The 25,020-nt window shown below is 61.5% G+C and carries 24 protein-coding genes; 15 read left to right on the top strand and 9 right to left on the bottom strand.

What is annotated here, in order from left to right; translation table 11 throughout:
- Positions 1 to 11: 11 nt before the first annotated feature.
- Together ACK3SC_RS06195 and ACK3SC_RS06190 are read right to left on the bottom strand one after the other, a co-directional pair.
- A complete protein-coding gene (locus tag ACK3SC_RS06195; protein ID WP_416839240.1) occupies positions 12 to 1,103 on the bottom strand; it encodes an asparagine synthase-related protein in 1,092 nt (363 codons plus the stop codon).
- Positions 1,103 to 1,786 carry a PHP domain-containing protein gene (locus ACK3SC_RS06190; protein WP_416839239.1) on the bottom strand — a complete coding sequence of 228 codons (684 nt, stop codon included), beginning with the start codon at positions 1,784 to 1,786 and terminating at the stop codon, positions 1,103 to 1,105. The genes ACK3SC_RS06195 and ACK3SC_RS06190 overlap by 1 nt, the downstream gene beginning before the upstream one ends.
- Before the next feature lie 262 nt (positions 1,787 to 2,048).
- Between ACK3SC_RS06190 and ACK3SC_RS06185 the strand changes: the two genes are divergently transcribed.
- Together ACK3SC_RS06185 and purL are read left to right on the top strand one after the other, a co-directional pair.
- Positions 2,049 to 2,483: a CBS domain-containing protein gene (locus ACK3SC_RS06185; protein WP_416839238.1), complete on the top strand. Its 435-nt coding sequence runs from the start codon at positions 2,049 to 2,051 to the stop codon at positions 2,481 to 2,483.
- Between the two features lie 97 nt (positions 2,484 to 2,580).
- Positions 2,581 to 4,689: a phosphoribosylformylglycinamidine synthase subunit PurL gene (gene purL / locus ACK3SC_RS06180; protein WP_416839237.1), complete on the top strand. Its 2,109-nt coding sequence runs from the start codon at positions 2,581 to 2,583 to the stop codon at positions 4,687 to 4,689.
- A 51-nt stretch (positions 4,690 to 4,740) separates the two neighbouring features.
- Here purL and ACK3SC_RS06175 read toward each other — a convergent pair whose 3' ends face one another.
- Positions 4,741 to 5,712: a quinone oxidoreductase family protein gene (locus ACK3SC_RS06175; protein ID WP_416839236.1), complete on the bottom strand. Its 972-nt coding sequence runs from the start codon at positions 5,710 to 5,712 to the stop codon at positions 4,741 to 4,743.
- 66 nt (positions 5,713 to 5,778) lie between these two features.
- Positions 5,779 to 5,946, bottom strand: coding sequence for a hypothetical protein (locus ACK3SC_RS06170; RefSeq protein WP_416839235.1), 168 nt, complete (start codon positions 5,944 to 5,946; stop codon positions 5,779 to 5,781).
- A 133-nt stretch (positions 5,947 to 6,079) separates the two neighbouring features.
- On the opposite strand from ACK3SC_RS06170, the gene ACK3SC_RS06165 reads away from it, so the two are divergent.
- Both ACK3SC_RS06165 and ACK3SC_RS06160 read left to right on the top strand, forming a co-directional pair.
- Positions 6,080 to 7,846 carry a glycoside hydrolase family 13 protein gene (locus ACK3SC_RS06165; RefSeq protein WP_416839234.1) on the top strand — a complete coding sequence of 589 codons (1,767 nt, stop codon included), beginning with the start codon at positions 6,080 to 6,082 and terminating at the stop codon, positions 7,844 to 7,846.
- 93 nt (positions 7,847 to 7,939) lie between these two features.
- Positions 7,940 to 9,688 carry an alpha-glucosidase gene (locus ACK3SC_RS06160; RefSeq protein ID WP_416839233.1) on the top strand — a complete coding sequence of 583 codons (1,749 nt, stop codon included), beginning with the start codon at positions 7,940 to 7,942 and terminating at the stop codon, positions 9,686 to 9,688.
- A 22-nt stretch (positions 9,689 to 9,710) separates the two neighbouring features.
- Here ACK3SC_RS06160 and ACK3SC_RS06155 read toward each other — a convergent pair whose 3' ends face one another.
- Positions 9,711 to 10,334 (bottom strand): hypothetical protein, encoded by a 624-nt coding sequence (locus tag ACK3SC_RS06155; RefSeq protein WP_416839232.1) that lies wholly within the window; start codon positions 10,332 to 10,334, stop codon positions 9,711 to 9,713.
- Positions 10,335 to 10,513: 179 nt separating this feature from the next.
- Between ACK3SC_RS06155 and hisF the strand changes: the two genes are divergently transcribed.
- The 3 genes from hisF to ACK3SC_RS06140 all read left to right on the top strand — a co-directional run bounded on the left by hisF (position 10,514) and on the right by ACK3SC_RS06140 (position 12,507).
- Complete coding sequence (gene hisF / locus ACK3SC_RS06150) at positions 10,514 to 11,326, top strand: imidazole glycerol phosphate synthase subunit HisF (protein ID WP_416839231.1); 813 nt, start codon at positions 10,514 to 10,516, stop codon at positions 11,324 to 11,326.
- An 88-nt stretch (positions 11,327 to 11,414) separates the two neighbouring features.
- Positions 11,415 to 12,008, top strand: a complete 594-nt coding sequence (locus ACK3SC_RS06145) for a DUF1684 domain-containing protein (protein WP_416839230.1) — start codon at positions 11,415 to 11,417, stop codon at positions 12,006 to 12,008.
- Between the two features lie 82 nt (positions 12,009 to 12,090).
- Positions 12,091 to 12,507 (top strand): hypothetical protein, encoded by a 417-nt coding sequence (locus ACK3SC_RS06140; protein WP_416839229.1) that lies wholly within the window; start codon positions 12,091 to 12,093, stop codon positions 12,505 to 12,507.
- Positions 12,508 to 12,571: 64 nt separating this feature from the next.
- Here the strand turns inward: ACK3SC_RS06140 and ACK3SC_RS06135 are convergent, their stop codons facing one another.
- Both ACK3SC_RS06135 and ACK3SC_RS06130 read right to left on the bottom strand, forming a co-directional pair.
- Positions 12,572 to 12,862: a DNA-directed RNA polymerase subunit L gene (locus ACK3SC_RS06135; RefSeq protein ID WP_416839228.1), complete on the bottom strand. Its 291-nt coding sequence runs from the start codon at positions 12,860 to 12,862 to the stop codon at positions 12,572 to 12,574.
- Positions 12,863 to 12,888: 26 nt separating this feature from the next.
- Entirely contained in the window at positions 12,889 to 13,875 is a 987-nt protein-coding gene (locus ACK3SC_RS06130; protein ID WP_416839227.1) for an MBL fold metallo-hydrolase, read from the bottom strand.
- Positions 13,876 to 13,987: 112 nt separating this feature from the next.
- Between ACK3SC_RS06130 and ACK3SC_RS06125 the strand changes: the two genes are divergently transcribed.
- The 3 genes from ACK3SC_RS06125 (at position 13,988) to ACK3SC_RS06115 (ending at position 16,827) form a co-directional block, all read left to right on the top strand.
- The gene (locus ACK3SC_RS06125) at positions 13,988 to 15,127 is read left to right on the top strand and encodes a J domain-containing protein (protein WP_416839226.1); all 1,140 of its coding nucleotides are present in this window, start codon (positions 13,988 to 13,990) and stop codon (positions 15,125 to 15,127) included.
- A gap of 103 nt (positions 15,128 to 15,230) precedes the next feature.
- The gene (locus ACK3SC_RS06120; protein ID WP_416839225.1) at positions 15,231 to 15,965 is read left to right on the top strand and encodes an MBL fold metallo-hydrolase; all 735 of its coding nucleotides are present in this window, start codon (positions 15,231 to 15,233) and stop codon (positions 15,963 to 15,965) included.
- Positions 15,966 to 16,065: 100 nt separating this feature from the next.
- A complete protein-coding gene (locus ACK3SC_RS06115; protein WP_416839224.1) occupies positions 16,066 to 16,827 on the top strand; it encodes a DUF4097 family beta strand repeat-containing protein in 762 nt (253 codons plus the stop codon).
- Positions 16,828 to 17,159: 332 nt separating this feature from the next.
- Here the strand turns inward: ACK3SC_RS06115 and ACK3SC_RS06110 are convergent, their stop codons facing one another.
- The gene (locus ACK3SC_RS06110) at positions 17,160 to 17,786 is read right to left on the bottom strand and encodes a uracil-DNA glycosylase family protein (protein WP_416839223.1); all 627 of its coding nucleotides are present in this window, start codon (positions 17,784 to 17,786) and stop codon (positions 17,160 to 17,162) included.
- Positions 17,787 to 17,898: 112 nt separating this feature from the next.
- Positions 17,899 to 18,372, bottom strand: a complete 474-nt coding sequence (locus ACK3SC_RS06105) for a DUF5793 family protein (RefSeq protein WP_416839222.1) — start codon at positions 18,370 to 18,372, stop codon at positions 17,899 to 17,901.
- Between the two features lie 186 nt (positions 18,373 to 18,558).
- Between ACK3SC_RS06105 and ACK3SC_RS06100 the strand changes: the two genes are divergently transcribed.
- The 5 genes from ACK3SC_RS06100 to ACK3SC_RS06080 all read left to right on the top strand — a co-directional run bounded on the left by ACK3SC_RS06100 (position 18,559) and on the right by ACK3SC_RS06080 (position 24,927).
- Entirely contained in the window at positions 18,559 to 19,056 is a 498-nt protein-coding gene (locus ACK3SC_RS06100) for a hypothetical protein (RefSeq protein WP_416839221.1), read from the top strand.
- 112 nt (positions 19,057 to 19,168) lie between these two features.
- A complete protein-coding gene (locus ACK3SC_RS06095; protein ID WP_416839950.1) occupies positions 19,169 to 20,818 on the top strand; it encodes a type II/IV secretion system ATPase subunit in 1,650 nt (549 codons plus the stop codon).
- A 1-nt stretch (position 20,819) separates the two neighbouring features.
- The gene (locus ACK3SC_RS06090; protein ID WP_416839220.1) at positions 20,820 to 22,997 is read left to right on the top strand and encodes a type II secretion system F family protein; all 2,178 of its coding nucleotides are present in this window, start codon (positions 20,820 to 20,822) and stop codon (positions 22,995 to 22,997) included.
- Positions 22,998 to 23,112: 115 nt separating this feature from the next.
- Positions 23,113 to 23,760, top strand: a complete 648-nt coding sequence (locus ACK3SC_RS06085) for a class I SAM-dependent methyltransferase (protein ID WP_416839219.1) — start codon at positions 23,113 to 23,115, stop codon at positions 23,758 to 23,760.
- 138 nt (positions 23,761 to 23,898) lie between these two features.
- Positions 23,899 to 24,927, top strand: coding sequence for an NAD(P)/FAD-dependent oxidoreductase (locus ACK3SC_RS06080; protein WP_416839218.1), 1,029 nt, complete (start codon positions 23,899 to 23,901; stop codon positions 24,925 to 24,927).
- The last annotated feature ends 93 nt before the right edge of the window (positions 24,928 to 25,020 follow it).

The following is a 25,020-nucleotide window of genomic DNA, read 5'->3' as shown; positions in this document are numbered from 1 at the left end:
CCCGAGACAGACTACTCCAACAGCGATTCCACGTACTGCTGGACGTGGTTCTCCATCCGGCGTTTGAATCCGGCCTGTCGGGCGAGGCGGTCGAGTTCGCGAGACGCGTAGGTGCCGTACTGGACTGCTTTTTTGTCCGCCTCGGCGACAGACTCGGGGAGCAGTTCTGCTGCGGCGGTTCTGAGCGCGACTTTTCGCCGGCCGTCGGCGACGAGTAGCTCACCCGGCAATGGGAGCGCTGCCTCAACGACGCTGTCGTGTACGAGTGGTGCGACCGGTTCGACGCCCGCCGCCCGAAGGGTGAGCACGTCTCGTTCGAGTTGGCCGGGGAGGGTGAGAACCATCTCGCGTGCCGCGCCGCGAACCGTTTCGGCTTCGACCCGTGGGTCGTCTGGTGCTTTCGCGACTTTGGCGTAGCCGCCGAACAGTTCGTCCGCACCCTGCCCGACTGCGAGTCGGTCGTAGCCATCCGCAGCGACCTGTTCGGCGAGCAGATAGAGCGGAAGGACGATTTGAATGTCCATCGGGTTGGTCCGGCCGAGGGCGTCGACGATTTCGGGGACTGCACGCTCGATTGCGGCGTGTGTGAGTTCGACGACGCGCAGGTCGCGGTCCATCGCGTCGGCGGCGTTGCGGGCGGCGGCGATGTCGTGTGACCCCTCGAACCCGACGACGTAACACGGTGCGTCCGGCACGCCTGCGGCGACGACAGCGGAGTCGACACCGCCCGAGAATGCGACGGCGAGGCCGTCGTCGGAGATGGCCCGCACTGATTCCAAGACGGCGTCTCGAACCGCGGCAAGCGCCGTTTCGATGTTAGTCGTGGCTGCTGGCGATGGGAGCGACCAGAGCTGTTCGTCGGCAGTTTGCCCGTCACCGGTCGTCTGGCGGGCGTGCCCCGGCGGAACGGCGACAGCGTCGGTGAGGTCACGGTGGTCGAACGACCACGTCGCAGGGTCGTCTCGCTCGGAGAAGATGGGTTGTCGTCCGAGAACGTCGCGGACGAGTCGGCCGTCTAGCTCACCGGCAAATCCAGCAGTCCCGGGGAGCGGGTCACGCGTTTCGCGGGCCCGTCGAACGAGTCTCTCGTCCGCACCGCGCATCACAGGAGGTCAGACAGCGCGTGTTTCACACGGCGTTTCGCGCCACCGGCGGCTTGCTGGAAAGAGATACGCCACGGTGTCTTGCTCCCAACCACGCTCGTTCGCCCCTCGGTAATCGCTTCGAGGATGGCGTCCGCGCTCCGCGTGTTGGTGCCGACTTCGGTGACTGCCTGCCCGACCATCTCGCTTATGTGCGCGTCGCTGCCGGCGGTCATCGGAAGGTTCCGATCTTTCGCGAACCGCTCTGCGCGCTGATTAGCGATTCCGGTGAGGAGTCGAGAGTTGTAGACTTCGATTGCGTCTGCGTTGGCGAGTTGCTCACGTGAGATGTGCGGGGCGACGCCGTGGCGAGACTTCTGGAACGGATGGGGAATGACTGCGATTCCACCGGCCTCGTGGATGCGGTCGAGCGTCTCGTCGTACGACAGCCCCGCCGGAATGAGTTCGCGAACACCGAGTGCGAGCACGTGTCCTGCCGCGCAGGTGACTTCCATGCCCGGAATACCGACGAGTCCGTAGTCTGCTGCCTTGTCCACTGCTTCGAGACTCGCGTTGATTTCGTCGTGGTCGGTGACGGCTAGTGCGTCTAAACCGACCGCCGCCGCCTGTTCGAGGAGGAGCTCGACCGGGTCTCGCCCGTCGTACGAGAGCGACGAATGCGAGTGCAACTCGACCGATAACACAATCTATCCTAACGAATGAGGCTAAAAAAGCTGCCCGGTCCCGTTCCGCAGCGTGATATCCAGAATCACGCTCTATCGAGTCGTGTCGAAGACGCACACTGAGGCGATTCTGACGAGCGACGATTCGGGCTGAACTTCCTCGAACCGGGACATACAACCGAGATTGGACAATATGTAAGACTATAGAAATAATATCTGTCCAGACAACTATTCAGTACGGTGGGCACCGCCGTGAGTGGTGGGGCCACCCCGGAGTAGGAACATGACTGTACGTGACATTGCACGACCGAAAGACGAACTAGTAACAGCGAAGTTGGACACACCGATTCGAGACGTGGCGAAACTGATGGAAGACAGAATGGTCGGGTCTGTCGTCATCGCCAATGGCGACTCCATCGAGGGAATCGTCACAGACCGAGATATCGCGCTCAAATGCGTCGCTTCGACTGGTGATATGAAGGGAATGACCGCGAAAGACGTCATGACGGGGAAACCGTTCACCGTCGACGCAGACACTGGCGTCTACGACTTGTTCCACCAGATGCGCGAACACGGCGTCCGTCGGGCACCAATCATCGACGGTGGAAAGCTCAGCGGCATCGTCACTATCGACGACTTACTCGTCCTCCTCGAAGACGAGATGCACGAACTGAGCGAAATCATCCGAGCAGAATCGCCGCCGTACACGCCGGCCTGACCTGGCAACGAAGCCATCGTCGGCGACCGACGCTGTTTTTGAGCACGTTTGTGCACATAGAAAGGGTTTACAATGTGCGTTCTGACCATACCAATGAATGACGCTTTCCGACGCGGACCGCGACCTCGTCGTCGCCGAACTCGGCCGCGACCCGACGCCGGCCGAGGAGATACTCTTCGAGAACCTGTGGAGTGAACACTGTGCCTACCGGTCGTCCCGCCCACTTCTGTCGGCATTCGACTCGGAAGGTGACCAGGTCGTCATCGGCCCCGGTGACGATGCTGCTGTCGTCTCGCTCGACGAAGATACGTACATCACCCTCGGCATCGAGAGCCACAACCACCCCTCGTACGTCGACCCCTACGACGGCGCGGCGACGGGTGTCGGCGGCATCGTCCGCGACACGCTCTCGATGGGTGCGTACCCCATCGCGCTCGCAGACTGCCTCTACTTTGGTGATTTCGACGAAGAGCACTCTCGGTACCTCCTCGACGGTGTCGTCGAAGGAATCGCAGATTACGGCAACGCGATCGGCGTCCCGACCGTCACGGGCGCGACATCGTTCCACGCGAAGTACGAAGGCAACCCCCTCGTCAACGTCGCCTGTGTCGGCCTGCTTTCGGCCGACCGCCTCGTCACGGCCGTCGCACAGAAGGCCGGAAACAAACTCGTCCTCGTCGGCAGCTCGACCGGACGCGACGGCCTCGGCGGCGCATCCTTCGCCAGCGAGGACCTCGCCGAAGACGCCGAGACCGAAGACCGACCCGCTGTGCAAGTCGGCGACCCGTATACGGAAAAACTCCTCATCGAGTGCAACGAGGCGCTCCTCGACGAGGACCTCGTCGAATCCGCCCGTGACCTCGGTGCCGCCGGCCTCGGCGGCGCGTCGTCCGAACTCGTCGCAAAGGGTGGCTTCGGGGCCGACATCGACCTCAACGCCGTCCACCAGCGCGAACCCAACATGAACGCCTTCGAGATTCTCCTCTCGGAGTCTCAAGAGCGCATGTGTTACGAGGTGACGCCAGAGAACGTCGAGCGCGTCCAGGAACTCGCCGACCGTTTCGACCTCGGCAGCGAGGTTATCGGCGAAGTCGCCGAAGGTAACTACGTCTGTACGTTCGACGGCGAGACTGTCGTCGACGTGCCGCCGATGTTCCTCGCAGAGGGCGCACCGATGAACGACCTCGACGCCATCGAACCCGAATCCGCCGAACGCGACCTGCCCGATATCGACCTCGCAGACGCACTCGAGGCAATCATCTCCGACCCCAACACGGCGTCGAAGCGCTGGGTCTACCGCCAGTACGACCACGAAGTTGGCCTCCGAACCGCTCGCCGCCCCGGCGACGACGCGGCGCTCCTCGACATCCCTGAAGCAGGGACGAAACTCGCCTTCACCGCCGGTGCAGACCCCAACTGGACGGACGCCGCACCCTACGATGGCGCTCGCGCAGTCGCCTTCGAGAACGCGACCAACCTCGCCGCGAAGGGCGCGAACCCACTCGCAACCGTGGACTGTATGAACGGCGGAAACCCCGAAAAGCCCGACGTGTACGGCGGGTTCAAAGGAATCGTCGACGGCCTCGCAGACATGTGCAGTGCCCTCTCTGTTCCTGTCGTCGGTGGGAACGTCTCGCTGTACAACGACTCCGTCAGCGGACCGATTCCACCCACACCGACGCTCGCGATGGTCGGAACGGCAGCCGGCAACTCACCTGGCCTCTCGCTGTCCGGTGACGGTGCCCTGTTCGTCGTCGGAACCGCCGCAGGGTCGCTCGGTGGGTCGGCGCTCCTCGCACACGCCGGCGGGTCGGATGCCTTCCCGGCACTCCCCGACGACGAGGACGCCGCGACGGCAATCGAGACGATTCAGGCCGTCGCCGCCGCCGACTCGACGCTGGCCGTTCACGACGTGAGTCACGGTGGCCTCGCCGTCGCACTGGCGGAGATGGTGACCGACGAAATCGGTGCCGACGTTGCTGTCGAGGACTTCGTCGCCCTCTTCGACGAGACGCCGGGTCGTGTCGTCGTCGAAACGACGGACGAAGACGCACTGCGCGAACTCGCCGGTGACGTGCCCGTCGTCGAACTCGGCACGACCACCGACGACGCGACGCTCTCGTTGTCTGTCGGAGATGACGAACTCGCGTACGGAGCGACCGATATCGCAGAACTGCGCGACGTGCTCACCCGCGAACTCGACTAAAGCGAACTCGACTAAAATAGCGTCACGAAGTCGACTGGACGAACCCCTACGTCAGGGTTCGAGGACGACTTTCCCGCTGGATTTTCTGTCTTCGATGTACTGGTGTGCCGCAGCGGCGTCTTCGAGGTCGAACCGTTCTCCGACGACGACTTCGAGTTCGCCAGTAGCGAGGAGCTCTGAGAGTTCGGGAACTGCACCGAGAACCGACTGCGGGCGTTTCTGCATCGCGTTGCCGAGGTGGAATCCGATGACAGACTTGTTCTCGAAGAGGAGTCGCGTGGTGTCAGCTTTGGCTATCTCACCGGATGCAGCACCGTAGGCGACGACTCGGCCGAAGTTCGAGAGCGCATCGAGACTGTGCTGGAACGTCTCGCCGCCGACACCGTCCAGGACGAGGTCCACGCCGTCGCCGTCGGTTTCGGCGTCGACGACGTCGCGGAAGTCTTCTTCTGTGTACTGGATGGGGTGGTCGAGACCGAGGTCCGTCGCGAGGTCGAGTTTTTCTTGTGTACTTGCTGTTCCGAACGTCTCAGCACCGGCGAGAGCGGCGAGTTGGACTGCCGCGGTTCCGACCCCACCTGCGGCGGCGTGAATCAACACACGCTCGCCTTCTTCGAATCCACCCCATTCGTGGAGACAGTTGTAGGCAGTGAGGAACTGGACAGGGAATCCCGCGGCCTCGGCGAACGACATCGACTCGGGGACGTCGAACAGGCCGGCAGCGTGGGTGGTGACGTATTCGGCATAGGCACCGCCGCCAGTCATGGCGACGACGCGTTCACCGACGTCTCGGTCGACGCCTTCGCCTACGGCGTCGATGGTTCCTGCTGCTTCCAACCCCGGCGTGTAAGTTGGTTCCGGGCCGTTGCGGTAGTGACCGCGACGTTGCATGATGTCCGCGAAGTTGATTCCCGCCGCTTCGACAGCGATGCGAACCTCTCCCGGGCCCGGTTCGGGTTTTTCCGTGTCACGTACTTCGAGCGTGTCGCTACTTCCGTACTTGGTGACAGCGATTGATCTCACGCCTACCGATGGTACCGGGAGCGGTAAAAGGGGAGAGAAAGCGGAACTTCGTTCGAATTTCCGACTCTACGCGAGGAGCAGTGGCAGACCGAACGTGACGGCGAGGCCGACGACGAAGACGAGGACGCCGGTCGTGACCTGTCCCATCGTGAAATCCTGCATCGGCGAGGTGACCCGCCCTTCTTGCTCGCCTTCGTGGTGCTCGTGGTCGCCAGATTCGTGGTCGTCGCTCATACGCGACGCGACGGGTTCGTGGTACAAAAACGCACCTAACCGTCGTCAGAGGTTGGGTGTACAACCAACTCCCCCTCGCTGTGTGTCCCGCCGTCACACACAGCTAAGTCTCACCAACGAGACACATCGACGTATGGGTTCGACACTTCCTGACGAGGAACGCTGCTGGTGGAAAGAAGCAGTCGTCTATCAGATTTATCCCCGGAGTTTCAACGACTCCAACGGCGATGGAATCGGTGACATCCCCGGCATCATCGAGAAGGTAGACTACCTCGCTGACCTCGGTATCGACTGCGTCTGGCTCAACCCCGTCTACAAATCGCCAAACGCGGACAACGGCTACGACATCTCCGACTACCGCGCCATCATGGACGAGTTCGGATCGATGAGTGACTGGAAAGTACTCCGCGACGCCCTCCACGAACATGGTATCCGACTCATCATGGACCTCGTCGTCAACCACACCTCCGACGAACACGCCTGGTTCGTCAACTCGCGGTCCGCAAAAGACGCCGAGTACCGCGAGTACTACTGGTGGCGCGAGGGGCGCGACCCAGACGAAACCGACCTCGACCCTGACGACTACGACACCCCAGACCACGTCGACGAAGTCCCCCCGAACAACTGGGAGTCGTTCTTCGGCGGCCCCGCGTGGGCCTACGACGACCAGACCGGCGAGTGGTATCTCCATCTCTTCGACCGGAAACAACCTGATTTGAACTGGGAGAACGAGGCCGTCCGCGACGACGTCTTCGAGATGATGGAGTGGTGGCTGGACAACGGTATCGACGGCTTCCGCATGGACGTTATCAACCTCATCTCGAAACCCGATGGACTGCCGGACGCCGACGAAGAACACGATATCGACACCATCGACCGTGCAGTGAACGGCCCACGAGTCCACGACTATCTCGGTGAGATGCGTGACCGCGTCCTCGACGAGGAGTTGCTCACTGTCGGTGAGATGGTCGGTGACAAAATGCCGATGGAGACGGCACGACGCTACGTGACACCCGGCCCCGACGGAGATGGTCTCTCGATGATTTTCCACTTCGAACACATGCTTCTCGACGAGGGCGAGGAGATGTGGGAGATAGCCGAGTGGGAACTCCCCGAGTTGAAAGCAGTCATGGACCGCTGGCTGGCCGGCCTCGCCGACGAAGGGTGGAACTCGCTGTATCTCAACAACCACGACCAGCCACGGATGGTCTCGCGGTTCGGTGACGATACGGAGTACCGCCGCGAGTCTGCGAAACTGCTCGCGACGTTGCTCCATACGCTCCGTGGCACACCCTACATCTATCAGGGCGAAGAACTCGGGATGACGAACTATCCGTTCGACTCCCTCGACGAGGTGCGCGACGTCGCCACGCGCAATCCCATCCGAAACGCGATGCGAGTGGGACGAATCGACGGATTCGACGACGTGAAAGACGTCGTGCGATACAAAAGTCGGGACAACGCGCGAACCCCGATGCAGTGGGACGACGCCGAGCACGCAGGCTTCACCGACAGCGACCCGTGGATTCCGGTCAACCCGAACAGCGACCACATCAACGTCGAATCTGAGCGTGCCAACGACGAGTCGGTGTGGCACTACTACCGCGACCTCATCGACCTCCGGAAGGAGCGCGATGTGGTGGTCTACGGCGAGTACGAACCCTTCACCCCCGACCACGAGTCGCTGTGGGTCTACACGCGCACGCTCGAAACGGAGGACGAGAAAGACACACTGCTGGTCGTTCTCAACTTCGACAGTACCCAGACGGCGTTCGAGCCACCAGCTGCGTTCGCGGGGCGAACAGCGAACGTCCTCGTCTCGAACTACGACACCAGCGTCACCAGCGTCGAAGCCACGACCCTTCGCCCGTGGGAAGCGCGCGTGTACGACCTCGACTGACCACCGGGACGGTGGGACACAGACACGTCGTCGTGTTGCCATTGGCAACGCGAACCGACGGAATAAAACACAGCGCTGCGTGAAATTTCGATAATGACCGACATCGACCGCGCGTGGTGGAAGGAAGCGGTCGTCTACCAGATCTACCCACGAAGTTTCAACGACTCCGACGGTGATGGTCTGGGCGACATCCCCGGCATCATCGAGAAGGTAGACTACCTCGCTGACCTCGGTATCGACTGCGTCTGGCTCAACCCTGTCTACGAGTCACCCGGCGTCGACAACGGCTACGACATCTCCGACTACCGCGCCATCATGGACGAGTTCGGGTCGATGAGTGACTGGAAAGCACTCCGCGACGCCCTCCACGAACGCGGGATTCGGCTCATCATGGACCTCGTCGTCAACCACACTTCAGACGAACACGCCTGGTTCGTCAACTCCCGGTCGGCGACAGATTCCGAAAAACGAGACTACTACTGGTGGCGCGAGGGGCGCGACCCAGACGAAACCGACCTCGACCCTGACGACTACGACACCCCAGACCACGTCGACGAAGTCCCCCCGAACAACTGGGAGTCGTTCTTCGGTGGCCCTGCGTGGACGTACGACGACCAGACCGGCGAGTGGTATCTCCATCTCTTCGACGAACGAATGCCCGACGTGAACTGGGAGACCGAAGCACTCCGAGAAGATCTGTTCGAGATGATGGAGTGGTGGCTGGACAACGGTATCGACGGCTTCCGTATGGACGTCATCAACCTCATCTCGAAACCCGACGGACTGCCGGACGGCGAAGACCCAGCCGCAATTGTCGGAGGGATGGACAAGTTCGTCAACGGCCCGCAGGTCCACGACTATCTCGCAGACCTCCACGGCCGAGTGCTCGACGGTACCGACTCGATGACCGTCGGCGAGATGGCCGACCTCTCTATCGAAGAAGCGAAGCGCTACGTCGGCGAGGATGGCGACGGCATGAGCATGGTGTTCACCTTCGACCACATGCGTCTCGACATGGGCGACGCCGGTCGGTGGTCCTACCGAGAATCGTCGCCACGGGAACTCAAGGAGACGATGACACACTGGCAGGAGGGACTCGCCGACGAGGGGTGGAACTCACTGTTCCTCAACAATCACGACGAACCGCGGCAGGTCTCGCGGTTCGGTGACGAAACGAAGTACCGCCGTGAGTCCGCCAAACTGCTCGCGACACTGCTCCACACCCTTCGTGGAACGCCCTACATCTACCAGGGCGAAGAACTGGGGATGACGAACTATCCGTTCGACTCCCTCGACGAGATTCGTGACGTCGACACCATCAAGAACGTCCGTGCCGCCCAACAGTCGGGCCGTCTCGACGAAGACGACGTGATGGACCTCGTCCGATACCGAACCCGCGACAACGCGCGGACGCCGATGCAGTGGGACGACTCCGAACACGCTGGATTCACCACTGGCGACCCGTGGATGCCGGTCAACCCGAACAGCGACCACATCAACGCCGATGACGCCCGGACCGACCCAGACTCCATCTGGCACTACTACCGCGACCTCATCGACCTCCGGAAGGAGCGCGATGTGGTGGTCTACGGTGACTACGACCTTCGCCTCCCCGACCACGAGTCGCTGTGGGCCTACACGCGCACGCTCGAAACTGCGGATGGAACGGATTCACTCCTCGTCGTCCTCAACTTCGACAGCGACGACACGGTCTTCGAACCGCCAGCAGACCTCGTCGGTGAATCTGCCGAGCTACTCATCTCGAACTACGACGCCGACGTGAACGCTGTGGAATCGACGACGCTCCAACCGTGGGAAGCGCGCGTCTACGACCTCGCCTGAACGACGGGCGGACACTCGATTTTCACACTGTTTCTTCTGCCGTCAACGACGCCATCTCGAATCGTGGCGTTTCGACATTGTCCCCGTCGAGGATTGCTTCTCGGACTGCGGAGGTGGAACCCCGAACCGGAGCCACACGGAGGTTCTGCACGTCGCCAACGACAGCACGAATGGTCCGAGAAATATCGTCTCGTAATTCGGTTGGAACCCCGAGTATCGCCTCCGTAAACCGGCAGTCTTCGGGCGAACCGAGTGCAGAGACGACGTCGCTCGTTGCGCGCTGGAGTTCGAGACGGAACCCCCACGGTGTAATGAGAAACGTCCGACGCTCGTTTTCAGTCACCGACCACGCGCGTTCTGTCGCCCGGTCGACGGCGGCCGAGACATCCTCGACGACGACGCCGACGTGGTCGAATTCGAGTCGTGGCCCCGGCGTGAGCGTCACGTCGGCGACGCCGCCGCGATTCGTCTGGAGACGGAGTGTAAACGACTCTGGCGGCGTTTCGTCCGCAGAAAGTGAGACCGATTCGCCATCGACACTCCCAAATCGTCGGTTCGGTTCGATGCCGTGAGACGAGAGCACCGAGGCTGCGTATTCGACATCTGGGACGTGATAGTGGAGGTGGAAGACGGAGGGGAGGTCCATGTATTCGGTACCTTCGCACGGCAGTATCAACGTAGCGCAGGGAGCAACGCGATGTTCGTGTGCGCGTAAACGACATCTGTGAGGCCACCGGTCTATGAGGCCGACCGGTGCGGCCGGTCTGTGACCCCTGCCGTAGTCGAAACGGTGAAACGGTTCATTCGCGAACGACCTAGTAGCGAATGCTTACGAAGCGCATCATCCCCTGTATCGACGTCGACCTCGACGAAGACGGGAACCCCGCCGTCTACACTGGCGTCAACTTCGAGGACCTCAAGTACACCGGTGACCCGGTCGAGATGGCCAAACGGTACAACGAGGCCGGTGCAGACGAGTTCGTCTTCCTCGATATCACCGCCTCTGCCGACGGCCGCGAGACGATGCTCGACACCGTCTCGAAGGTCGCCGACGAGGTGTTCATCCCACTGACTGTCGGTGGCGGTATCCGAACCCGCGACGACATCAAAGAGACGCTCCGCGCCGGCGCTGACAAGGTCTCTATCAACACCGCCGCCCTCCAGAACCCGACGCTCATCGAAGATGGGGCACGCTCGTTCGGGAGTCAGTGTATCGTCATCTCGGTCGACGCCCGGCGTCGGTACGACGAAGACGGCGAGTACTACGCCGAAGTCGACGGTGAGTCCTGTTGGTTCGAGTGCACGGTCAAAGGCGGCCGCGAAGGAACCGGAGTGGACGTCGTCGAGTGGTCTCGCGAAGCCGAATCGCGCGGCGCTGGCGAACTGTTCATCAACTCCATCGACACCGACGGCACGAAAGATGGCTACGACATTCCACTGACGAAGGCCGTCTGTGACAACGTTTCGACGCCCGTCATCGCGTCCTCTGGCTGTGGCGGCCCAGAAGACATGTACGAAGTGTTCACCGAAGCAGGCGCAGACGCCGGTCTCGCAGCATCTATCTTCCACTTCGACGAGTACTCCATCCGCGACGTGAAGGAGTATCTCGACGACCACGGCGTGCCGGTCCGTCTGTAAGTCGAACGCACCTCCGACTCGTCGGTCGTGCACCTCCAGCGCAGTCGGAACCAATCTTCACCATCCTTGCGGTCGTAGTTCTCCCCTGATGACTGACGACTCCTGGCTCACAGAACTCCACGAGTACCGCGAGCAGAAAGACCGGTATCTCGCTCGCGACCGGCACTCCCCAATTCCACCGGACCAGCGCGAACTGTTCGACGGCCTCGACTACTTCGACCCCGACCCGAACCTCCGATTCGAGCTCGAACTACAGGAGTACGACGACCCAGAGACGATTACGATTGGCACGTCGACCGAGGGCGAACGCGAGTATCTCGTCTGGGGGCACTTCGCGTTCGATATCGACGACGAAACGTACACGATGGACGCCTATCGCACGTCACCAGACGAAGACCGACTGTGGGTCCCCTTCCGTGACGAGACGAACACGAACGAAACCTACGGCGCAGGGCGCTATCTGGACCTCGAAGGGGACGAACGAACCGACGATGGGCGCTGGGTGCTCGACTTCAACTACGCGTACAACCCGTTCTGTGCGTACTCACCACGGTTCGAATGCCCGCTCGTCCCGATGGAGAACTGGCTACAGGTCCGCATCGAAGCGGGCGAGAAAGACTACGACGGCCCCACAGAAGCGGAAGGCGACCACGGTGTGCACGGTCACGGCCACGCCGACTGAGTCGCGATTCACAACAAGAGATTCGCAACGACACCTGCCCACAGTGGGAATGTTGATACGAGAGTGTTGTCTTTAAACAGTCATGTCCTCGTGGACTCGCCGACGGTTCCTCCAGGCAGGATTTGTGACTGCGAGCGTGAGAAGCAGTGGTTGTCTCGGAACGTTCGAATCCTATCCACAGACTGGGCTTCTCCTCGTCAACTGGAGCGAGAAACCGAGCACAGTCGTCGTTCGCGTGACCGACACCGACGACGAGAAGTTGTATCACGACACGCACACGGTTCCTGCAGACGGACGCCTCGAACGCGAACACATCGTCGATACGGGACCAATCAACGTCTCGGCATACGTCGAGGGGAATCCGGAGTTTCCGTTCGATAGAATCTTCGATTTCGCCGGGTGCCGCGCGGCGCGTCCGGTAATCACCATCACGAACGGCGTCGTCACACGCATCGGAAAACAGGACACCTGCCGACCGGACGAAGAACCGTACGACTGACTGACCCTACAGTGTGACGAGTCGCGCCGCTCAGCGAGTGACGAAACGAGAGAAGAACGCCAGATTACGCGTCGATTCCGGCTTCGTACGCTGCCGTGAAGTTGTCGGCAGTCTCCTGCACACCGCGAGCGGCCTCTGCGAGTGCGTCGAGTGGGTCGACGCCTGCTTTGGTCTTGATAGAGAGCACGGGGTCGGTCTGACCACCGGACTGCTCGGGGTTCACGTCGTACGTCGCCGCAGTCACGCTCTCGGTCTGGAGGAGTTCACCTTTCAGCACGTTCATGAAGGTGTGGTCCTCGCCGCCGATTTCGATGCGGAGTTCCTCGTCGGTCTTGTCGATGACCCGCAGTTCCATGGCTCTTCGTTCCGTCCAGCGGCGTTTTAACGTTTCGTCTCGGGGACAGGGACGAGTTCGGCTACGTCCACGTCGGCGACGACCGTGCTGTACTCGGTTCCATCCCGTTCGACGACGCCCTCGGCGACGAGGTGGTCCAGATGTGCAAACGCCTCGCCGGGGCCGTGGAGGATGTGGATGGCAGAGAGGTCACCGAAGAGGTGGGCGCTCACCGTCCACGCGTCTGCGGGGCCGTGTTCGTCGAGAACCGAGAGCACGCGTTCGGTTCGCTCGCGGTGGTGTTCGGCGATGACTCGCGCCCGACCAGCAGGGTCGTCGATAGGGTCACGGTGGCCCGGCCACGCGCGTGCGAAGTCGAGGTCTGCGACGCGTGCGAGACTGTCGAGATAGGTCTCGAGCGGGCGGTCGACTCGGAGGTCCGCACCGCCGACGTTCGGCGTGTACTTCGGGAGAATCACGTCGCCGACGAACGCCTCACGCCCGTCGTCGCCGTCGAAGGCAAAGGCGCTCAGCCCGGCGGCGTGACCGGGGAGGTGGACGACTTCGAGTTCGCCGTCGCCGGCGGCGATTCGGTCGCCGTCTTCGACCGTCGTCACGTCCACAGGGTCGCCCTGTAAGTCGGTGTTGCCGTCGAGATACGACGTAACCTCGGCGAGTGGGCCATCCGGGATACCCCACTCTTCGAATCGTCGCTCACGAATGGCTCGCTCTTCGTCGAGCGCACCCGCGTCGCCGGCGACGATACCGGCGTCGGCCTCGTGGACGTACACGTCAGCACCGCTCTCGGCCTGAAGTTCACCTGCAAGCCCGGTGTGGTCGGCGTGCCAGTGGGTGAGGACGATGGCTTCGAGATCTGAAATTTCGTATCCTGCATCGTCGAGACCGTCGCGGATATCTCGGCGGACATCGTCGGTGGCGACGCCGACGTCGACGAGCGTCAGTCGGTCGCCCGGGAGAAGATAGGCGTTGTTCAGCCCTTCGAAGACGGTGTTGCGTAACCGGATTCGTTCCATGCGGGCATCTGGCCGCGGAGGTTCATGATTATTCCGAACGGACGCGGCGCTGTCGGGGACTCGACTCGCCCGGTACATTCAAAACCCATCCTCACATCGATTTTCACATCGAATGCCGGTGGACTTCTACGAACTCCTCGGGGTCGAACGCGACGCCGAGACAGGCGAAATCAAACAGGCCTTCCGTCAGAAGGCGCGGGAGTACCATCCCGACGTCAACGACGACGAACGAGCGACGGCGCAGTTCACCGTCGTCAGGAAGGCGTACGAAGTCCTCACCGACGACGCCGAACGAGCAGATTACGACCGACTGGGACACCGAACGTACGTCGACAAACGGCTCGACGGCCTCAACAAGTTCAGATTCCCCGGACAGGCAGGGAAAGGGTCGTCGAGTGAGTCCTCCTCGTCGCGGTCGACGACGACCGGCCGGTCATCCTCTCGCTCGGCCACGTCGTCTGGGTCGCGTACCTCGACAGGGTCGTCGTCGCGTACCTCGACAGGGTCGTCGCGGTCGTCGGGGACATCGTCACGTTCGTCGTCATCGGGTTCGTCGGGGCGAACGAGTTCTGCGTCTTCCCGTTCGTCCACGTCGAATCAGACGTCTCGCACCTCGAACCGCAGTTCGAGTCGCTCGTCCACGTCGTCTCGGTCACGCGCGTCCAGTCGGACGACATCGTCGAGCAGCCGAAGCACGACGTCTCGCACCGGCGGCGCAGGGACGAACAGTCGCTTCGAGAAAGAGCGCAAACAGTCGGAGACGACCACGGGTGAACCGGGGGGCCCGAAGGCACTCTGGTACGGGTGGAGCGCCACACTCGTCGTGTTGGTGGCGTACTTCGCTGGACTCGGCAGATATCTGACTGGCGATGGGTCTGCCTTCGTCACGGCGCTCGTTTCGATAGATACCGCCGCGCCAGTTCCGGACCTACTCGCGACATCACCGCTCTCGCTTCCGAGTGTTGCGACGCTCCAGACCGCTGCTTCGACGGCACCGACGACGCTCATCCTCCCCGGGACCGCAGTCGTCCTCGCCGTCGCACTCGTCGTCATCGTGGGTCGGTTCGGCCACGCGTGGACGACGTGGCTCTACGCGCTGGCGGCGCTCGCCCCGGTGGTCGTCCTCGCTGTCGGTGCACTCGGTATTCCACGCCCACTCGTCGTCGATATCGCCGGTCTCGTCGTGTGTCCGATGCTCGGCGCTGGTGGATTCGTCATCGACGCTGGTCGGTATCTCTTCGCCACGCGATGACCGCCGAGACACGGACCAGCGTTTTCGAGTCACTGACCCTCGTTCCCTGAGCTGTGACGCTTCGACTGCGACAGTTTTTGTCGCTGACGTGTAATCTCAACGTATGTCTACTGCCGGTGGTCGCGTCAGGAGATTCCGACTCCTCGTTGCCAACGCGTACCTCGTCTTCGACCCCGATGTTCGCCACCGTGAGGGGCCAAGGAACCAGTCAGAATCGTCTCGAGTTGGAGACAACGCCGAGGTAGTCCTCGTCGACGCTGGCATGCCATGGGACCGCGACAAACTCTTGACTGGCCTCGCAGCCAGCGGACTCGACGCGCGCGACGTTGACCGAGTTCTCCTCACTCACTACGACATGGACCACGTCGGAACGCTCGCCACGCTTGGCCTCAGAGAAGATGTCCCGATTCATGCCGCAGAGCCCGACGCGTCGTATCTGAGCGGCCGTTCGAAGCCACCACTTCTGTCACACAAGGGGGCGGCACAACGACTCTCGACACCACTTCTCGACAGGCCGACGAACCCAATCGACGTGGTTCACGACGGCGACCGAATCGGCGGGTTCGTCGCGTACAAGACACCCGGCCACACACCCGGTCACACTGCGTACGTCCACGACGAACTGGGAGTTGCCTTCGTTGGCGACATGGTCCGAGAGTCAGACGGCCGACTCGTCCCCGCGCCGTGGATACTCACCGACGACACCGACCAGAACAGACAGAGCATTCGCGCGTTCGTCGCTCGCTGTCCGCCAGTCGACGTGGTCGCGATGGGTCACGGCGACCCGATTCTCGAATACGGATACGGGGCGCTGAAGCGCGTCGCTGACCGTGCGTAAACGTTTCATTCAGCTACTATTTTTCTCTGCTCGTCGCGACATCTCCAGTATGCACGACGCTTCCAGACGGTCGTTTCTCAAATTCGGGGGCGCTTTTGGTATGGCTGCCCTATCGGGGTGTGCTGCGCCCCGTATCGAGACGCGAGAAGAAGAGACCAGAACCGTCTCTCCGGCTGGATTCGATGCACTGGAGGTGGTGAACATCAACGGGAGCGTCACCATAGAATCGTGGAATCGTGACGATATTGAGGTACATATCGTCAAACGCGCGTTCCTTACCGACGACCTCGATTCGGCGGAAATCAGTGTCGACGGAGACGACACGCTCACCATCGCCCGAGTCGTCCGCGACGACGAACCGGGTCTCGTCGTCGTCGAACTCGCTGTCCGTGTGCCTGCTGACTTTCCGGTTACGCACGCCTCTTCGTCGAACGGATTTATCGACATTACTGGCACCGTCGGTGACCTCGAAGCCCTAACGACGAACGGAAAAATCGAGGTTCGACGCATCGATGGGTTCGTCTCTCTGGCGACGAGCAATGGACAAATCACAGCATTCGACGTCGCCGGCGTCGACAGTGTTCGAACGACGAACGGGTCTATCGACGTCGAAGTGCGGGCGATTCGCGGCGACACAGTTCTCGAGTCATCGAACGGAGAGATTACCGCCTCACTCGCAGGGGATTTGGATGCCGAACTCGTCGCGCAGACCTCGACTGGGTCGGTCGATGTGAGTCGTCTCTCGCTCTCTGAGTCTACCGTCTCACGGACGCAGGTCACCGGTACGCTCGGAGACGGAGGGCCGAGACTCACTGTGTCGACGACTAACGGAGACATCCAGCTATCGCTCTTGAATGAGTAGAGAGCGGGGACCGCGGCCGAGCGCGAGTCCCCGGACTGACCAAGCCACTGCGAGGAGCACCAGTCTCACAGTTGCCTGACGCGCCCGGCGGAAATGAATCGAACCACGCGCGTCAACAGCAACTATGGTCGTAGTTGTAAAAAGTCCTTTGTTCTCGCCAATTAGGACCACGGCCTCCAGAACAACTGGATAAATTTGGCCTTATGTGAGTGTGATTGCCAATATAAGTGTACAAACGATAACCTTCATGTTTCTTGGTGGACGAACGACCGGCAGAATCGTGAAGAATTCAGAGAATCGAACGACGACGGTCTACTGCTGGAAAATATTGCCTACCTGACGAGATACGGTTCGTCACCAGGCATGAACCGTCCGAGGTCGGATTCTCGGCGGAAGTCCGTCGATTGGAGCATCTCCAACCCGTCGACGAGTTCGTCGTGGTCACCGTCGTCCCACTCGACTGGGTCCTTGATCGGGAGGACGAGAAAGCCACTGCCGCGAAGTTCGAGACCGTGGAGTGACTCCATGTCGATGTCCGTCTTCCATCCGACCGAGGTGTAGTTGTTCAGGACGTGGTTGGTTGCGGTCGCACCGACAGGTAACAGGACGTGGGCGGCGATTGCACGGAGTTCCGCGTCGAAGAATCGTTCCATGTCGGTGTACTCGGCTTTCGTCGGCGTACTGGTGGGGACGCACATGTGTAGATACGACATGAACGTCTTGTTCACTACTGGTTCGTCACCCACTGTCTCCAAGAGACCCGATTCGACGAGCGCAGTCTGGAGTCGTTTGCCCGCTTCGTCCGTAAACGGGACACCGGTGTCTTCCCCGCCGTGAATCAGCGGGTGGTCGCCGATGACGTGGAAATCGGCGTTGGCGTCGCCATATCCGGGGACGAACCGGTCACACGATGGTTGCATTCCGAACGGGTTGCTCGTGCGGTCGGTTACGTTCCTCACGATACTCTCTCTGGCATCGTGAGATAAAGAAGACATGGTTCGTTGTCGATATCGTCCACGAACGAGCGTGAACGTTGCGTCCGCGACGGTCGAGTACGACTCCAGAGGGATGTCAGAGCTCGACCCCAGAGGGGATGAGACTCCGTCCGCGGAGCAGACTACCGTCCGTATCGTAGACGAGGAACATCGACTTCTCGAACGTCGCGAAGTGCTGGTTCTCGATTGCGACATCCACTCGATACCGGCCGTCGGTGTCGTCGGAACTCCGACCGTACTCCCGGGCCGCGCCGATAAACTGGAGGACGTCTACTGCGTCGGCGTTGAGTTCGAGGACGTAATCACCGGTCAATCGGTCGGTGACACTGACGACTCCTCGCGTGTCCGGGTCGTTGATCGGGCCCTGCAGACGCAGCGACACGTCGAGGTCCGCCGCATCGAGAACCTCGCCATCGGGTGCGGAAAACCGCTCCCTGAGGTCGTCTGGTGGGCCATAAAAGTCGATAGAAACCGTCGGCTGGCGAGGAGTACCGTCCTCCTCGTACCAATCGACGTCACGAACGTCAAGTTCGAAGTAATCACGCCGCATTCCGTATACAGTGATTGTGCTGGATTACGTATTAACGTGACGCCTAACGCAGTGTTATGCCAACTGGACGTTCGAACGACACGTTCCGACGGTGGTCCGTCGCGGGCAGTGAAATTGGAGCGGTGCGTACTGTGTCGACGCCGAGATTGTCGGTAGTTTTTACCCGTCACACTGTGCCGCTTGTGCATGGTCTGGGTCCGGTCTGAGCACGCGGGCGCACTCGCTGTCGTCTCGACGTGGCTCTGTGTACTCCTCCCGTGGAACGTCACCTATACACCGAACATCTCGGGTATCAGTCTCCTGTTCGTCAGGTTCCCGTTCGTGGAAATACAGTACGCGTGGGGGCTCTCACAACGCGTTGCAGTCCGTGATCCGTTCTCTGCACTGGCCCTCCAATCGGGCCAGGGCGTCGTGATTGCCTACCAGACGTGGGTACTCGGCGCGGTCGTGATGGCGCTCGCCGTCCTCTTCTCGCTCGCATACTATCTGCGCGAAGAGCGCATCGAGGCCGGGCCGGTCGACCCCGTTCGCCTTCTCGGTGGGCTACTCGGTGTCATCGGTATTTCCCTTGCCGTGTCGACGTACCTGTTGGCAACGCGCGGCATCCCGGGGATTCCGCTTCCGATCGGCGTCGTCATCTCACTCGTCTTCGCGGGAATCTTGCTGACAGTCGAGCGTTCGTGACTCTCTGCTCACGGTTCATTTTAAGTGGTGACCTCACATACAACCTGACCAACTGATTCAGGTGACGATGGAACGAGAAGCCACGGACGACACGAACGCCCCAACGCACACCATGGACGACCGTGGGGTGTTTCAGCGTCTCGCCGACGGTGAGTTGGGCAGTGCTGCAAGGGAGACTCGCCGGATCCTCCAGCGCACTGCCGAAATGCTCCGTGGGTCGAGTCTCGACGTTCGGCCACTCACGTCCGAGGACACCCCGCTCGGAACGTTCGAGATTCCGCTCGGTCACGAAGAAATCGACCGGTACTGGGTGAACGCACCGTTTTCCTACATCGTCATCACGTTCGATACGGACGCCACCGCGCACCGCTACCACGTCGTCGAACCCGACCTCGACGAGTTCGAAGCATCACTCCTCGACCGTATTCGCACGGATATCCGCGACCCACTGTTGTACAGACGCGACGTCGACCCGGCACGTGACGACGCACTCGTCTCCGAACTCGTCTCTCTCCTCGAACAGTACGGACTCGACCTGGACATGGAGTCGTTTTACTCCCTGTTGTACTATCTCAGGCGGGATTTTCACGGATACGGCCCGCTCGACCCGTTGATGGCCGACCCACACATCGAAGACATCTCCTGTGACGGCTACAATCTCCCCCTGTTCGTCTACCACGACGAGTACACAGACATCGCCACGAACATCTCCTTCGAGAGCGAGGAACTCGACAACTTCGTCGTCCGCCTCGCCCAGCGGTCTGGCCAACACATCAGCGTCGGCGACCCGGTTCTCGGGACGACGCTCCCCAACGGTGCCCGTGCAGAACTCGCCCTCGGCGAAGAGGTGACACCGCGCGGGTCGGCGTTCACCGTCCGCCTGTACGCCGAAGAGCCATTCACGCCCATCGACCTCGTCGAGTACGGAACGTTCTCTATCGAGCAGATGGCGTATCTGTGGCTCTGTATCGAGCACAACAAGAGCCTCATCTTCGCAGGCGGGACGGCGTCCGGGAAGACGACATCGATGAACGCCGTCTCGATGTTCGTCCCGCCGCGGTCGAAAGTACTCTCTATCGAGGACACACGCGAACTCGCCCTGTACCACGACAACTGGTTGTCGTCCGTGACCCGCGAACGCCTCCACGACGACACCGACATCACGATGTACGACCTCCTTCGGTCGGCACTCCGCCACCGCCCCGAATACATCATCGTCGGGGAAGTTCGCGGGCAGGAGGCGGTCACCCTGTTTCAGGCGATGAACACGGGCCACACGACGTTCTCGACGATGCACGCAGACAGCATCGAGACGGTCATCAACCGTCTGGAGAACGAGCCGATAAACGTCCCCCGTGCGATGGTTCAATCGCTCGACTTACTCTGTGTACAGACGCTCACCCGGCACGACGGCGAGCGCGTCCGTCGGTCCCAGACGATCGGTGAGATTGGCGATATCGACCAGCGGACGGGCGAACTCGACTACTCCGCGTCGTTCTCGTGGGACCCAACGAACGACACGTTCACCCAGAACGACAGCTCGTTACTCGACGAGATTCAGCGTGAAAACGGCTGGTCGAGGACAGAACTCCGGCGGGAACTCCGGCGGCGTCGACGGTTCCTCCAACATCTCTCCGACACGGGCGTCTCTGACTACCGACGGTTCACAGCGCTCATCAACGAGTACTACGCCGATCCCGACAGTGTGATGGCGAGAGTCGAGACAGACGAGGGCCTCGTCGAGACGGGTTCGGGACGCTAGTATGGCGGCCGGACTGTCTCTGCTCCCACTCGTTTTCGCCGTCCTTCTCGTCCTCCCAGTGTTCCTCTCTCCGGTGAGCAGACGCGCTAATTTACTCGTCTCACGGGTGGCGCTCCCAATCTTCGGATTCTACGTCGCGAACGAGAACCCACGCCGGCTCGAACAGCGCAACCGTCTCCACGCGGCGCATATCGGCGTCACGCACCGAGTGTACGCCTCGCGAACCCTGCTCATGGCAGGGGCGTTCGGCGTCGCCGGGAGCATCTTCGGTGTCTACGTCGCTGCCAAGCTGTTGGAGATACTCGCCGTCTCGGGCGAAACAGTTCGTTCGACGCTTCCCGCTTTCCTCCAGTTCCTCGCCGGCCTCTCGAGTTTGTCGGAACTCTCACTCGGGGAGTTGTTCGTCATCCTCCTCTTTTCCAGTGCGACGATCGGAACGATGCTCGCACTCGGCGTGTACTGGATTCGCTGGTATTTACTCGTCGAACACGCAGACACGCGCGCCTCAGAGATCGAAGCGACGCTCCCCCGGACGGTGGCGTTTACGTTCGCGCTCTCTCGGTCCGGAATGCCGTTTCCGGAAGTTCTCAAAACACTCGCTCGCAACGAAGCTGTCTACGGTGAGGCGGCGCGTGAAGTCAGTATCGCCGTCCGCGACATGGACGCATTCGGCACTGACGTCATCACGGCGCTCCATTCGATGGCCTCGCGAACACCGAGTCCGAACCTCGAAGAGTTCTCGGCGAATCTCGCGAGCGTCCTCGGAAGCGGTCGCAATCTCTCGTCGTTCCTCCGAGAACAGTACGAGCGATTCCAGGCGGAAGCGGAAGCCCAACAACAGCAGTACCTCGATTTACTGTCGACGCTCGCAGAGGTGTACGTCACCGCGCTCGTCGCAGGGCCGCTGTTTTTCATTACCGTCCTCGTCGTCATTGGATTGGTCCTCGCCGACACCCTGACCATCATCCGACTGCTCGGCTACGTCGCGATTCCGTTGGCCAGTCTCGGCTTCATCGTCTACATCGATAGCATCACGCGTTCGCTCCGTGGAACTGTCGTCGAGACTGTCGAGACGGCAAGCGACTCCGCCAACGCTCTCGGCCAACGAACTCGGGTGAGTAGCAACCCCGCCACTGATGGTGGAGTGACCGCCGACCGGTGGCAGGCAAACCGCGAGCGACTCGCTGCGTACGACCGCTTCCGCTGGCTTCGAACGTGGACCGACCGACCACTGGAGATGCTCAGTCAGCGGCCGCTTGCAACGCTCGTCGTCACGGTCCCGCTCGGACTGCTCTGGGTTGCACTCCAGTCAGGGTCGTCCGTCTCGTCGATTGGCCTCCCGACATCGCTTCCGAGCATCCCGACGAGCCTCTTCGCCTCGGCGTCGCCTGCGACCCGGACGATCATCGATATCGTCGCTGTGATGGACGAACACATCATCGAGGCAGCCATCGTCGCACTCGTCGTGCTCTCGCTGGTCCACGAGATTCGAAAGCGTCGAATCCGGGCTATCGAACGGAGCATGCCGGACTTTCTCGACCGTCTCGCCAGCGTCAACGAAGCGGGGCTGACCGTCGTCCAGAGTCTTCGCCGGGTCTCGTCGTCGGACCTCGGTCCACTCGGCGACGAGGTCGAACGGACGGTCCGCGATATCGACTGGGGAGCAGACGTACAGACGGCCCTCCACCGAATGGACCGCCGAACGATGAGCCCGATGGTCTCGCGGTCGATTACCCTCATCACGAACGCGATGAGTGCCAGTGGCGACATCGGTCCAGTCCTCCGAATCGCTGCCAACGAAGCACAAGATAGCCGACGACTCGCCCGCGAGCGCAATCAGGAGATGCTGACGTACCTCGTCGTCATCTACATCTCCTTTTTCGTGTTCCTCGGCATCGTCGGTGCGCTGACTGTCTCGTTCATCCCGGCCGTCGAACAGGCAACGGCCGGGGCGGCAGTCGGATCCGGCAGCGTCACTGGCGTCTCCTCGGGGACGTTCTCCGGCCTCCGCGACGTCGACACCCAGGCTTACTCGGTTCTGTTCTACCACCTCTCGGCCATTCAGGGAGTCTGTTCTGGCCTCATCGCAGGGCAGTTAGGAGAGGGCGAAGTCGAAGACGGCATCAAACACGCCACGCTGCTGTTGGTCATCACGTACGTGCTGTTCATGTTCATCTGACGACAGTGAGACGCTTCGACAGTGGGACGCTCGATGTCCGGCTGACGACGGTGAAACTGGCGGCGGGACGCCGACGACCCGTGCGGTCTTTGGTGCGCCACCACCACCCACCGACATGGACGATTCCCGAACTGCAGTCCGGGAGACCTACGACCGCATCGCATCTCACTTCGCGTCGACGCGCGAATATCCGTGGCCGGAAGTCGAGACGTTCGTCACGGACGCGACGGCCGACGGTCCAGCGAGACGCGCGCTCGACCTCGGCTGTGGAAACGGTCGGCACGTCGAACTCCTCTCCAGCCACGCCGCCGACGTGGTCGGACTCGACGTTAGTCGTGGCCTTCTGGACGAAGCAGCGGACAGAGCCGCGGAGAGAGGGTTCGACGCAGGTCTCGTCCAGGGCGACGCTGCTCGGCTTCCGTTCGCAGACGATTCGTTCGACCTCGCCGTCTACGTGGCGACACTCCACCATCTCACCCCTCGCGAAGCGCGGGTCGAGAGCCTGAACGAACTCGCACGCGTCCTCACCTCGGACGGTCGGGCCGTCGTCAGCGCGTGGAGCACCGCTCACGACACGTTCGACAGAGAAGACGGGTTCGATACGATGGTCGATTGGACGCTCCCCGGTGGCGAGACAGTGCCGCGATTTTACCACATCTACGCGCCCGACGAGTTCGACGCCGACCTCGCGGCGAGTTCGCTCGAAGTCGTCGAATCCACGATTTCGAGCGGGAACTGTTACGCCGTCGTGACCGGCGTGTAAGCGGCGTCGACACGCCGTGGTGGGTGTGAGCGGAGCCGACACGCCGTGACAGGTGTGTGAGCCGATGACATTTCGCGGGTGGATACAGTCGTCGCACAGGTGATGTGGGCTTAAGAGTGACCGGACGAATCGACGTGTATGACCAAGACCGACGAACGACAGGAGTACGAGGTGGTCGTCGTAGGTGGCGGCCCTGCAGGGCTGCAGACGGCGCTCTACACGACGAGACTCGGCCACGACACCGCCCTCGTCGACCGAGGCGGTGGCCGTGCAGCGATGATGCTCGACACACACAACGTCATCGGCATCACCGAAGACCAGTCGGGCAACGAGTTCCTCGGTACTGCCCGCACACAGCTCGACGAGTACGGCACCGACATCTATCGCGACCTCGTCACAGACGCCGAACAGCTCGACGACGGGCGATTCCGCCTCGTCGCCAACGACGGCGAGTTCATCGCCGAGCGCGTCGTCCTCGGAGTCGGATTCAACGACAAACGGCCTGAACCACCACTCCCGCGCACCGGGAAAGGACTCCACTACTGCCTCCACTGTGACGCCTACATGTTCGTCGACGAATCGGTGTACGTCATGGGCCACTCGGACTCTGCGGCCTACGTCGCCATGATTATGCTCAACTTCACCGACGAAGTCGATATCCTCCTTCGCGGCGCAGACCCGACGTGGTCGGACGAGACGGACGAACTCGTTCGCGCGCACCCGGTCGATATCATCGACGAAGACATCTCTGGGATGACGAAGCGCGACGACGGCTGGTTGGAGAGTTTCGAGTTCGAAGACGGAACTGTCCGCGAGTACAAAGGCGGATTCGCCATGTACGGGTCGGAGTACAACACGACGCTCTTCGAGCAACTCGGCGTCGAGGTCAACGACGACGGGACCGTCCCTGTGGACGACCACGGACGGACGAGCGTCGATGGCGTCTTCGCAGTTGGCGACATCACGCCCGGTCACAACCAGATTCCCGTGGCGATGGGGAAGGGTGCAAAAGCAGGCATCGCCATCCACATGGAACTCCGTGAGTTCCCGAAGAGTCTCGAAGAGGTTCGTGCCGAGGGCGCAGTCTCTGCTGAGGACGTGCCCGGCATCTCGCCTGCCCTCCTCGACAAAGCCAAGCAGTTCAACGAGTCGCACGCGGACGACTAACGGCGAAATTCGGGGAAAATCGGCGGTAATCGGGGGTGAATAAACACCTACCTCAAGTTCTCGGAGACAGTATAGTCTGCTACGATGAAACGT

The sequence above is a fragment of the Haloferax sp. DFSO52 genome (assembly GCF_048158745.1).
Lineage (GTDB): Archaea > Halobacteriota > Halobacteria > Halobacteriales > Haloferacaceae > Haloferax.
The sequence above is the reverse complement of the archived record's forward strand: the minus strand, read 5'-3'. Positions and strand labels throughout refer to the sequence as shown.

Bases quoted from the DNA above. Each gene is read 5' to 3' on its own strand.
- ACK3SC_RS06195 (WP_416839240.1), bottom strand. From the start codon at position 1,103: ATGCGCGGTGCGGACGAGAGACTCGTTCGACGGGCCCGCGAAACGCGT.
- ACK3SC_RS06185 (WP_416839238.1), top strand. From the start codon at position 2,049: ATGACTGTACGTGACATTGCACGACCGAAAGACGAACTAGTAACAGCG.
- purL (WP_416839237.1), top strand. From the start codon at position 2,581: ATGACGCTTTCCGACGCGGACCGCGACCTCGTCGTCGCCGAACTCGGC.
- ACK3SC_RS06170 (WP_416839235.1), bottom strand. From the start codon at position 5,946: ATGAGCGACGACCACGAATCTGGCGACCACGAGCACCACGAAGGCGAG.
- ACK3SC_RS06165 (WP_416839234.1), top strand. From the start codon at position 6,080: ATGGGTTCGACACTTCCTGACGAGGAACGCTGCTGGTGGAAAGAAGCA.
- ACK3SC_RS06160 (WP_416839233.1), top strand. From the start codon at position 7,940: ATGACCGACATCGACCGCGCGTGGTGGAAGGAAGCGGTCGTCTACCAG.
- ACK3SC_RS06155 (WP_416839232.1), bottom strand. From the start codon at position 10,334: ATGGACCTCCCCTCCGTCTTCCACCTCCACTATCACGTCCCAGATGTC.
- hisF (WP_416839231.1), top strand. From the start codon at position 10,514: ATGCTTACGAAGCGCATCATCCCCTGTATCGACGTCGACCTCGACGAA.
- ACK3SC_RS06145 (WP_416839230.1), top strand. From the start codon at position 11,415: ATGACTGACGACTCCTGGCTCACAGAACTCCACGAGTACCGCGAGCAG.
- ACK3SC_RS06140 (WP_416839229.1), top strand. From the start codon at position 12,091: ATGTCCTCGTGGACTCGCCGACGGTTCCTCCAGGCAGGATTTGTGACT.
- ACK3SC_RS06135 (WP_416839228.1), bottom strand. From the start codon at position 12,862: ATGGAACTGCGGGTCATCGACAAGACCGACGAGGAACTCCGCATCGAA.
- ACK3SC_RS06130 (WP_416839227.1), bottom strand. From the start codon at position 13,875: ATGGAACGAATCCGGTTACGCAACACCGTCTTCGAAGGGCTGAACAAC.
- ACK3SC_RS06125 (WP_416839226.1), top strand. From the start codon at position 13,988: ATGCCGGTGGACTTCTACGAACTCCTCGGGGTCGAACGCGACGCCGAG.
- ACK3SC_RS06120 (WP_416839225.1), top strand. From the start codon at position 15,231: ATGTCTACTGCCGGTGGTCGCGTCAGGAGATTCCGACTCCTCGTTGCC.
- ACK3SC_RS06115 (WP_416839224.1), top strand. From the start codon at position 16,066: ATGGCTGCCCTATCGGGGTGTGCTGCGCCCCGTATCGAGACGCGAGAA.
- ACK3SC_RS06105 (WP_416839222.1), bottom strand. From the start codon at position 18,372: ATGCGGCGTGATTACTTCGAACTTGACGTTCGTGACGTCGATTGGTAC.
- ACK3SC_RS06100 (WP_416839221.1), top strand. From the start codon at position 18,559: ATGGTCTGGGTCCGGTCTGAGCACGCGGGCGCACTCGCTGTCGTCTCG.
- ACK3SC_RS06095 (WP_416839950.1), top strand. From the start codon at position 19,169: ATGGACGACCGTGGGGTGTTTCAGCGTCTCGCCGACGGTGAGTTGGGC.
- ACK3SC_RS06090 (WP_416839220.1), top strand. From the start codon at position 20,820: ATGGCGGCCGGACTGTCTCTGCTCCCACTCGTTTTCGCCGTCCTTCTC.
- ACK3SC_RS06085 (WP_416839219.1), top strand. From the start codon at position 23,113: ATGGACGATTCCCGAACTGCAGTCCGGGAGACCTACGACCGCATCGCA.
- ACK3SC_RS06080 (WP_416839218.1), top strand. From the start codon at position 23,899: ATGACCAAGACCGACGAACGACAGGAGTACGAGGTGGTCGTCGTAGGT.